Source organism: Chryseobacterium ginsengisoli (assembly GCF_039542325.1).
GTDB lineage: Bacteria > Bacteroidota > Bacteroidia > Flavobacteriales > Weeksellaceae > Chryseobacterium > Chryseobacterium ginsengisoli.
In genome coordinates, this window is sequence record NZ_BAABHX010000007.1 from 247,318 (window position 1) to 257,197 (window position 9,880).

Sequence of the window (9,880 nt, forward strand, 5' to 3'; positions counted from 1 at the left end):
AACATTAAGATTATCATTAATATAAAAATGTTTTATATTTGCAAAAATTAAATTTTAAAATAACCATAAATCCATATTCTTTTATGAATAGAAAATTATTGTTTAGCTTCCTTGCTGCTCTAGGAACAGTGGTAAGTGTTAAAGCTCAAAGAAACGAACTGGGAGTTCGTCTAGGTATGAGTAACCTAGTTGGGGATATAGGGAGAACGAATTATATTTTACAGAAGCCATTGGATTTAAGTAAAGCGTCGGATTGGGGAGTTCCGTTTTATGGTGGGATTTTATATAGATTTAATTTTAACCCTCATCAGACAGTAAGATTAGATCTTGGATACAACCAAATTCAGTTTAGTGATAAGGTTGCTAAAGAAGAATATAGAAAAAATAGAAATGCATACGGGAAGAATAATGTTTATGAAGCAAGTTTAGTTTTCGAATATAACTTCTTTCCTGTAAATAATGAGCAGAAAGGTATGCTAAGCCCATATATTTTTGGTGGGGTAGGTGCTTTGATGTTTGATGCTCCGAAGGCAAATATCGTTAATGACTTTAGAAGAGATGCAGATGGTGTAGCTCAGGCTCCGATCAATGAGTTGGATTTCACGACTACAGCAACGTATACTACAGGGAAAAAAACTACGATGCAGCTTCCTTTTGGAGTTGGTTTAAAATATAAATTCAATTATAGCTGGGCAATTTTTGCAGAAGCTACATTCAGATACACGCTTACGGATCAGTTGGATCATAGCAGAGTTCTTAGCAAAGATGTAGTTTCTACCTATAATGGAGATATTTTAAGTCCTATAACTGGTGGTTCTTTACTTCAGACAGATGCTTATTATGTAGTATCCAAAGAAAGAGAAAATGAAATTATCGGTGCAAGAAATATTGGAGATCTGAAATCTAAAGATTGGATGAATACTTTTAGTTTAGGACTGACTTATTCATTCGGAAGACCTCCATGTTATTGTGATTAATATGTCGTTGATAAAAGATAAAATAGATCCTGAGAATTTACCAAAGCATGTTGCTATCATCATGGATGGTAATGGGAGGTGGGCAAAATCTCGTGGCGAAGAAAGAACTTTCGGCCACAAGAATGCCATTGATGCAGTAAGGAATGCCATTAATGCGTGTAATGAAATACATATTCCATACTTAACACTCTATACCTTTTCTTCGGAAAATTGGAGCCGCCCTGCAGAAGAAGTAAATACTTTAATGAATTTACTTGTAGAAACTTTATTGCTGGAGGCGGAAGAAATTTTCAGTAAAGGGTTAAGAATGCACGTAATTGGTAATCTGGATAAATTGCCATCACTTGTAAAAGATCAGCTTCTTCGGGTGGTGGAATTAACAAAAGAAAACACAAAAGGTAATTTGGTGTTGGCGATCAGTTATGGTTCGCAAAATGAAATACTGAATGCCGTAAAAAGCATTAGCGAAGATGTAAAAGAAGGAAAAGTAGATGTAGAGAATATCGACGAAAAATTATTCGAAAATTATCTTTACACAAAAGATTTTCCACCTGTTGATCTGTTAATCAGAACAAGTGGCGAGATCAGAATCAGTAATTTCCTCCTTTGGCAGATTGCTTATGCAGAACTGCAGTTTTTAAATGTTCTGTGGCCGGACTTTACAAAAGATATTTTCTTTCAATGTATTGTTGATTATCAAAACAAGGAAAGAAGATTCGGGATGACCGGAGAACAGGTGAAAATTCAGTAAAATTTAAGAAAAGAAAGACTACGATAAAATGAAGTTTAGACTATTACCCATCATCATGTTTGTTGCTTCTGCACATTTTTATGGACAGGTAACTCCACAAGATAGCACACAGGTGAGCAAATCTGTACATGCAGACAACCAGACAGGAACGTACACATTGAAAGACATCGTTGTAGATGGGGTCAAAAAATATACGCCGGCTCAAATTTTGAGATTTACGGGTTTAACCAAAGGTGAAACTGTAGATATTCCGGGACAGAAAATCAGTAACGCTGTAAAAAAACTTTGGGATACTCAATCTTTTTCGGAAGTAGAAGTATATGTTCAGAGTATTGAAGGCGAAACTATTATCTTAAAATTTCATTTGCAGGATCTTAAAGATCTTGGTGAGGTGAAATTCACAGGTAAAGGGATTGGAAAATCTAAAAATGAAAAGATGGTTAAGGATAATAATCTGAAACCGGGAACTAAAATTACTCAAAACTTAGTTTCAAGTCTTAAAACAAATGTTCCTAAAGATTTCGTTAAAAAAGGATTTGCAGATGCTAAGATCACGATTCAGGATAAAGTAAATGCAGGTGATCCTAACTTAGTTGACTGGACGATCAATGTTGAAAAAGGTAAAAGAATAAAGATCGATCATATCGAATTCGAAGGAAACGAAACTGTTTCTGACAGAAAACTTAGAAAAAAAGCCTTTAAAGAAACAAAACAAAGAAGATTTGGTATTGGCGGAATCTTGAAATCTTCGAAATTTGTCGAAGAAAAATATCAGGAAGACAAACAAAATCTTATCAATTACTATAACTCATTAGGTTATAGAGATGCTACAATTGTTTCAGATTCAGTTTGGAGAAACAAAAGAAACAATTACGAAATTGATGTAAAACTTAAAGAAGGTAAACAATATTACATCGGTGATATTACATTTACCGGAAATACAGTATATCCTACAGATTATTTGCAAAGACTTTTGGGTTATAAGAAAGGTGATATTTACGATGCAGTAGGTTTCAACAAAAAAGTTGGTGAAGATGGAGGTAAAGAAGATGATTCTGATATCAAATCTATTTACATGAACAACGGTTACCTTTTCTCGAACATAACTCCTGTTGAAAAATCTGTAAACGGAGATAAGATCAATCTTGAGATCCGTATCAACGAAGGTGAAAAGGCGACTTGGGATAAAGTAACTTGGGAAGGAAATACAACGACTCATGACCACGTTATTCTTAGAGCTTTAAGAACTAAACCGGGTAATCTTTTTGCTAAAAGTGATATTAAAAGAACGTATTTCGATTTAGCGGGAATGTCATTCTTCGATCCACAACAGGTTGGACAGGACATTCAGCCGAATCAACAGGATAATACGGTAGATATTAATTGGAAATTGGTTGAGAAAGGTTCTTCTCAGGTTCAGTTGCAGGCTGGTTACGGTGGTAACAGTTTCATCGGAACGTTGGGATTAACATTTAACAACTTCTCTCTAAAGAATTTCCTTAAATTTAAAGACTTTAAGCCGGTTCCTCAAGGTGATGGACAAACTCTATCTCTTCAGGCTCAGGCTGGACAATATTTCCAAAACTATGGGGTTTCATTTACTGAACCTTGGTTATTTGGAACAAGACCTACAGCACTTTCTGTAAGTTTAAACAACTCGAGAGTAAAATATACTGATGCTTACGGAACAGCTCAAAAGCTAAATATTTTCTCTGCTTCAGTAGGTTTAAACAGACTATTGAGATGGCCGGATGATTATTTCTCATTATACACGGGTCTTCAATATCAGAAGTATGACTTTAATAACTATCCTTTCGATTTCGGAGGAACTACAGAATATTATGGTACTGCAAATAACTTAAGTATCAACTTAGGTTTAAGCAGAAACTCAGCAGGTATTGACCCGATTTTCCCGACTACAGGTTCAAACTTGGATCTTTCGGTGAAATTTACTCTGCCATATTCAGCGTTTAGTAACAAAGATTACTCTACAATGAGTCCTACAGAGAAGTATAAGTGGATGGAATTCTACAAAGTGAAGTTCAAGGCTGATGTTTACAATGAAATCATTGGGAAATTGGTTCTTAGATCTTCTGCCGAAATGGGCTTTATGGATGGATATAACTCTAAATTGGGAGCTCCGCCATTTGAAAGATTCTATGTAGGAGGTACCGGTTTATTCGGAGGTAGATATGACGGTAGAGAATTGATTCCGTTGAGAGGTTACGAAAATGCTTCTACATACGGAGGAACTTCGGAAGATATTACTCCTGCAGGTGGAGGTACTATTTATAACAGATTTACGTTAGAATTAAGATACCCGATTTCATTGAACCAAACTGCAAAGATTTATGCATTAACGTTCGCTGAAGGAGGTAACGTTTGGAATTCTTGGGGAAGTTATAATCCATTCCAGTTGAAAAGATCAGTGGGTGTTGGTGTGAGAGTTTATATGGGTGCATTTGGTTTAATTGGATTTGACTTCGCTTACGGATTCGATAAAACAGTTACAGGAACTGATCCTTCTGGATGGAAGACTCACTTCTTGATGAACCAATCATTATAATCCACAATATGAAAAATTTTAGAATTGTTTTTTCTTTCGTATTATTCTTGCTTTTCGGTTTAAGCAATGCTCAGAAAGTTGGCGTTGTTGATACTGATTATATTTTAAATAAAATGCCTCAATATAAAGAAGCAGAAGCAAGATTAAATGCACAGATCGATACTTGGCAATCAGAACTTCAGAATTTACAATCAGAATACGAGCGTAAAAGATCAGCTTTTGAAAGTGAAAAAGTACTTTTAATCGGCGATCAGCTGAAGCTTAGAGAAAAAGAAGTAATGGATTTGGATAAAAATATCAAAACCACTACAAGTTTACGTTTCGGAGCTACCGGAGAGATCAAGAAGCTTAGAACAAACTTAGTTCAGCCTTTTCAGGATCAGATCTGGGGAGCAATAAAAACAATGGCTGAAAAAAATGCTTTGGCTATGGTTCTTGATAAGACGAGTAACAATGTACTTTTTCTTCAGAAAAGATCTGATTATTCAGACAAAGTATTAGAGATTCTATTAAAAGATACTGATAAAAAAGAAAAAACTAAGACCCAAAAATAAAAGTTTAACTTTTATTAAATTTACAGATCTAAAAACAAATTAAATTATTTATTTACCAATTATGAAAAAATTAAGTGTATTATTTGCAGCGGTAATGATGGTTGTATCGGTAGGTATGGCAAAAGCTCAAAAAATTGCTACTTTAGACGTTGTAGGTGTTCTTAACGCAATGCCTGAAAAGAAAAAAGCGGACACTGATCTTAAAGCTTACTTAGATGTAAAACAAGCTGAAATAAAGAAAAAAGCTGATGCTGGACAAGCTAAATTAAAGCAATATTCTGAAGAAGCACCTAAGAAATCTGCTGACGAGAACAAAGCTAGAGAAGGTGAATTGGCAAAATTGCAGGAAGAAATCCAGCAGATGAACGATAAGGCTCAAAAAGATTTCGTTGCTAAGCAAGATTTAGCTTACGAACCTATTGAGAAAAAATTGAATGAAGCAGTTTCTAAAGTTGCTAAAGCAAACGGTTATGACTATATCATGGATGCAAATTCTGCTGCTTTTGTATTCAAAGGAGGTCCTGATGCTACTGCAGCTGTAAAAAAAGAATTGAATATTCAATAATTTTTAGAAATTAACAAACATTTATAAAATAACCATCTCTCATCGGGGTGGTTTTTTTATTTTTGCACTATGGAAAGAGAAGTATCAACCAAGGTAAAGGTGCGCTTTAGCGATTGCGATCCGATTGGTCATTTAAATAATGTGAAATATTTGGACTATATGTTCAATGCCAGAGAAGATCATGTAGAAACATTTTATGGTTTCACGTATGAAGAATACACAAAAAAAACAGGCTGTACATGGATCGCGATTCAAAATGAAATAGCATATTTGAAAGAAGTAAGATATAATACCTCGGTTGTTATCAGCAGCAAAACCATTGAAGTTGGAGAAAGAACGGCAAAAGTGGAAATCTTAATGAAAAGTTTAGACGAAAAAACAATTCATGCGGTTTTATGGGTTACTGTTATTTATTTCAATGTTAAGACAAGAAGATCAGAGGTTCATCCTGAAGATATCAAAGAAACATTCAATCAGTTTTATGTAGATTTGGAACAGAAAGATTTCCAGTCGAGAGTTAAATTTTTAAGATCACAAAACGCAAAAAATTCATGATGAAAAAAATATTAGTAGTTGGAGGAAACGGACAATTAGGAAACTGTATCAGAAAGATCGCTCCGGATTTCGAATTGGATTACGAATTCACTTTTACAGATTCCCAGACTTTAGATATTACCAACGAAGATCAGATTAATACTTTCTTTGCCGAAAACAAACCTGATTATTGCATTAATGCTTCTGCTTATACTGCGGTCGATCTTGCAGAAACGGAAAAAGAAAAAGCATTTGCGGTGAATGCAGAAGGAGTTGCTCATCTTGCGCAGGCTTGCAAAGAATTTAAAACAACTTTTATACACGTTTCGACAGATTATGTTTTCGATGGTGAAACAAATTTATGTTATTCCGAGGATGATTTTACGAGTCCGATTGGCGTTTACGGAGAATCGAAGTTGAAAGGAGAAGAATCAGCTTTAGAAATTAATCCTAAAACAATTATTTTAAGAACATCTTGGTTGTACTCTGAGTTCAACAAAAATTTTGTAAAAACAATGTTGAACCTTTTTTCTCAAAAAGACGAATTGGGAATTGTTGCAGATCAGTTTGGTCAACCGACAAATGCAAATGATTTGGCAGAAGCAATAATGGATATCATTGAAGCTCCTCAGAAAACATATGGAGTTTTCCATTTTTCAAATTACCCTGAAACAACATGGTTTGAATTTGCAAAAAAAATTGCTGAGTTTTCAAAATCTTCAGTTAAATTGAATCAGTTAACGACCGAACAATATCCAACTCCGGCAAAAAGACCAAAGAGAAGCACAATGTGTTTGGACAAAATTGAAGAAGCTTACAAAATCGAACCAAAATATTGGGAAAACAGCTTGGAAGAATGCGTCAATATTCTTGCACAATAACATATATATAATGAAGAATCTAATAATTGTTGCTTTCATTTTTCTTATTCAGCTTTTCGGTGCACAAAACGTGTATCTCACAAAAGTGGAAAAGACTTATGAAAACACAGACAAATTTTTATATAAAATAAATGAAGAAATAAAAGATGCTGAATATTTAGGAGAAATCGAGGTTCAGGGTTTCTCAAAATATGACGACGAAGTTTTTTCTTTAATATATAAGAAGGCAAAAGAAATCGGAGCGAATACATTTTCACTAAAGCCATTCGAAAATGTTGATGGTTCACCTCAGAATTTCAATCCTTCAAACTATCGTCTAAACATCTATTATTTGCCAAAGGAAAAATTACAGGATCAAACCGGAAATATGTACATATTCGCATCCTCCGAAAAAGATCAGAAAATAAATGTTAATAAAAAAGATTATATTATTTCTCCCAGATCATATATTGTTATAAAAACAGTTCCGGCAGAAGTTTATACCATATCGACTAAAAAACTATTAGGCTCCACGATCAAGATCCAGCCAAAAGAAAATAGTTCAAATCAATATTTTCAGATCTCAGCTACAAAAGTGAAATCAGACGACACTGGAGTAGGAGGATTAAACTTAAAGAGCGGCGACATCCTCGGATTAGAAAAATCTTACGCAGAATTTTTAAGTACCATATATAATAAGGAAAAGCAGAGTAATTGACTCTGCTTTTTTATTTGTCATTGCTAGGATCGAAGTAAAGTTGGAAAAGAGTCTGTCGTGGTAAAGCAATCTCAAACAAACTTTTACAATCAAACTTTCCCACAATTTTTTGTCATTTCGACGGATGAGAAATCCATTATCCACAAGCCCAAACCTTTTTACCCTAAATTTCTCAGGAGCTTAATCCCGCTCTCCACTGTATCTTTTTTGTTACGGCTTTCGCTTCGCTACAGCCGCAACACGTTCCTATGGTAGGTTTGCATTAATAAAAATAGATTAATAACTTAATTAAAAAAATTAACCAAAGAGTAAAAGCGGCAGGATCAAGGCAGCCGTTTCCCAGATACTTCGATATCGCCCCCGATTTTCTTCCCCTGCTGCTGCTTTCTTCTAAATCCGGATAGAACATTGTTTAGGTAATAACTTTTACCATGATGGATCAGAAGAAAAGCTCTTTATAAAAATAATTTGTTATGTCAAAATTATCAAAAAGAGTAATTGGTGTTGATGTAGGCTCAAAATTTTTAACAGTAAGCTATAAAAATAGAGAAGATTTAGAATGTATTTTAAATATAGAGAATAATCAGCGTTCAATTCTATGCTTTCTCAAAAAGTTCACTCAAGAGGATTATTGTCTGGTCATCGAAGCTACGGGTAATTACAGCAGCCGTATCCTTCATCACAGTCTGTCTAATGGATTTGAATCGAGCCTGATCAACAGCATGTCGATAAAGCACTTTGGAAGGATGAAAAACCTGATTGCCAAAACAGACGCTGAGGATGCAAGACTTATAAGACTTTATGGTGAAATGTTTCAGCCGGAAATCTATATTCCTAAAAGTCTTGATATTGAGCATCTCGATCAGGAGCTCAAATTGCTGAATGATCTGGAAGAAGAGAAACGCAGATATGCAGTAAAATTAAAAGCACTTCGTTTCAACCCTTATCTTAATATCAACACAGAAAAGCACTATTAAAGAAGGCTTAAACAGTTGGAAAAAGAAATCAAAGAAGTTGAGCTTCGTCTTCCTAAACTTCAGGATGATGAATTTAAGGAAGTAAAAGATTTAATACAAAGCGTATCGGGAATTGGTGAGAAAACCTCCCTTCAATTAATGACAGCGACTTCAGGATTTAAGAATTTTGCTTGCGCAAAATCATTGGTTAAATATTTTGGCCTGGCTCCCAGGATTTATCAATCAGGAAAGAAATCCTATTCTCCGGGAAAGTGCAGAACATCCAAAACTCATATCAGAAGTCTACTGTATGTTTGCTCGTGGACAGCAATGAAGCACAATGTTCATTGTAAGGAGCTTTACCTGCGCTTATTGGCCAAAGGAAAGCCTAAGAAATTAGCTCTGATCGCGGTTTGCAACAAGCTCTTAAGAATCTGTTTCGGTGTGGTGAAAAATAGAACAGCCTATCAACCAGATTATCAAAAAAGATTTAAAATTTTAACTTGAATAATTTGCATATTAACATAGAACATCGGGGCTATGGTGTAATGTATGATATAAACTATAGTCATTCACAAGGACCTTCTCAGTACCTTCAATAAAAAATGATGAAAATTCTCTTAAACTTGGAATAAATATATACACTCCACGATTCCCCTCCTTTGAGGGGTGTCCAAAATTCAAAGAATTTTAGACGGGGTGGTTCAAATCGGAATCATCTTTCGAAAGAATCTCTCCAAAATAAACTTTCCTAAAACCACATCCCGAAAACCTGCCATTTTTACATGTCACTTCTATATTGTATACATAAAAAGACTTTCGAGCATCTTTCCACGGATAACTTTCTCTATCGGAGTTGAGATTACTTTTTATATAAATGTACCTATTCCTGATCCAGATTCTATACCTTCCGGAACTTAGCATAAACTTATCAAACATTAGTTTAAAATTATTCACACAGGAATTCAGAGAGTTAGGTTTAAATATGAATTAAAAGTAAACATTATGTTAATAAAATTTGGAAGAGTAGGTAAAGATGGTGTACTTTTGCCCCACTGAAAACGAGAGTATTTGGTAGCGCAGAAGAGCCTTTAGATAGGCATGATTTAAGGATCACTTTAAAAAGAAGCAAATTAAAACAAAGTATTTTTTATTTAAAATAATTGTAAAATTAAATTGGATAAAAAGTTGTGAGTTTGGAAAAAGTTTGTATCTTTGCAGTCCGGTAAAACGGGGAGCAGGAGTGAGATTGAGGGATGTGAGATAAAGAAGTTAAGGTCATCAAAAAACTTTAAAATTTCTTTAAGAAACATTTGGTCAATTAAAAATAAGTTATTACTTTTGCACACGCAAATACGGAGCGACACTGACAGAGAGATTGCTTCGTTAAAAAGCGGAA

The 9,880-nt window shown here is 34.5% G+C and carries 10 protein-coding genes; all 10 read left to right on the forward strand.

The genetic code is table 11. The features are described 5' to 3' along the window. The first annotated feature begins 83 nt into the window (after nucleotides 1-83). The 10 genes from porG (at nucleotide 84) to ABD940_RS19160 (ending at nucleotide 8,988) form a co-directional block, all read left to right on the forward strand. Nucleotides 84-977, forward strand: a complete 894-nt coding sequence (porG, locus tag ABD940_RS19115; protein WP_345207485.1) for a type IX secretion system protein PorG — start codon at nucleotides 84-86, stop codon at nucleotides 975-977. Between the two features lies 1 nt (nucleotide 978). After that, complete coding sequence (gene uppS, locus ABD940_RS19120) at nucleotides 979-1,728, forward strand: undecaprenyl pyrophosphate synthase (protein WP_345207487.1); 750 nt, start codon at nucleotides 979-981, stop codon at nucleotides 1,726-1,728. A gap of 28 nt (nucleotides 1,729-1,756) precedes the next feature. After that, nucleotides 1,757-4,294 (forward strand): outer membrane protein assembly factor BamA, encoded by a 2,538-nt coding sequence (gene bamA, locus ABD940_RS19125; RefSeq protein ID WP_345207489.1) that lies wholly within the window; start codon nucleotides 1,757-1,759, stop codon nucleotides 4,292-4,294. 8 nt (nucleotides 4,295-4,302) lie between these two features. Beyond that, nucleotides 4,303-4,848 (forward strand): OmpH/Skp family outer membrane protein, encoded by a 546-nt coding sequence (locus ABD940_RS19130; RefSeq protein ID WP_345207491.1) that lies wholly within the window; start codon nucleotides 4,303-4,305, stop codon nucleotides 4,846-4,848. A gap of 61 nt (nucleotides 4,849-4,909) precedes the next feature. Then, complete coding sequence (locus ABD940_RS19135; protein WP_345207493.1) at nucleotides 4,910-5,413, forward strand: OmpH/Skp family outer membrane protein; 504 nt, start codon at nucleotides 4,910-4,912, stop codon at nucleotides 5,411-5,413. Nucleotides 5,414-5,482: 69 nt separating this feature from the next. Next, nucleotides 5,483-5,968: an acyl-CoA thioesterase gene (locus tag ABD940_RS19140; protein ID WP_345207495.1), complete on the forward strand. Its 486-nt coding sequence runs from the start codon at nucleotides 5,483-5,485 to the stop codon at nucleotides 5,966-5,968. Further along, entirely contained in the window at nucleotides 5,968-6,828 is an 861-nt protein-coding gene (gene rfbD / locus ABD940_RS19145) for a dTDP-4-dehydrorhamnose reductase (protein ID WP_345207497.1), read from the forward strand. The genes ABD940_RS19140 and rfbD overlap by 1 nt, the downstream gene beginning before the upstream one ends. A 10-nt stretch (nucleotides 6,829-6,838) precedes the next feature. Beyond that, nucleotides 6,839-7,525 (forward strand): hypothetical protein, encoded by a 687-nt coding sequence (locus tag ABD940_RS19150; RefSeq protein ID WP_345207499.1) that lies wholly within the window; start codon nucleotides 6,839-6,841, stop codon nucleotides 7,523-7,525. A 473-nt stretch (nucleotides 7,526-7,998) separates the two neighbouring features. Continuing rightward, nucleotides 7,999-8,502, forward strand: a complete 504-nt coding sequence (locus ABD940_RS19155) for an IS110 family transposase (protein ID WP_345207501.1) — start codon at nucleotides 7,999-8,001, stop codon at nucleotides 8,500-8,502. Between the two features lie 15 nt (nucleotides 8,503-8,517). After that, entirely contained in the window at nucleotides 8,518-8,988 is a 471-nt protein-coding gene (locus ABD940_RS19160; protein ID WP_345207503.1) for a transposase, read from the forward strand. Nucleotides 8,989-9,880: the final 892 nt, after the last annotated feature.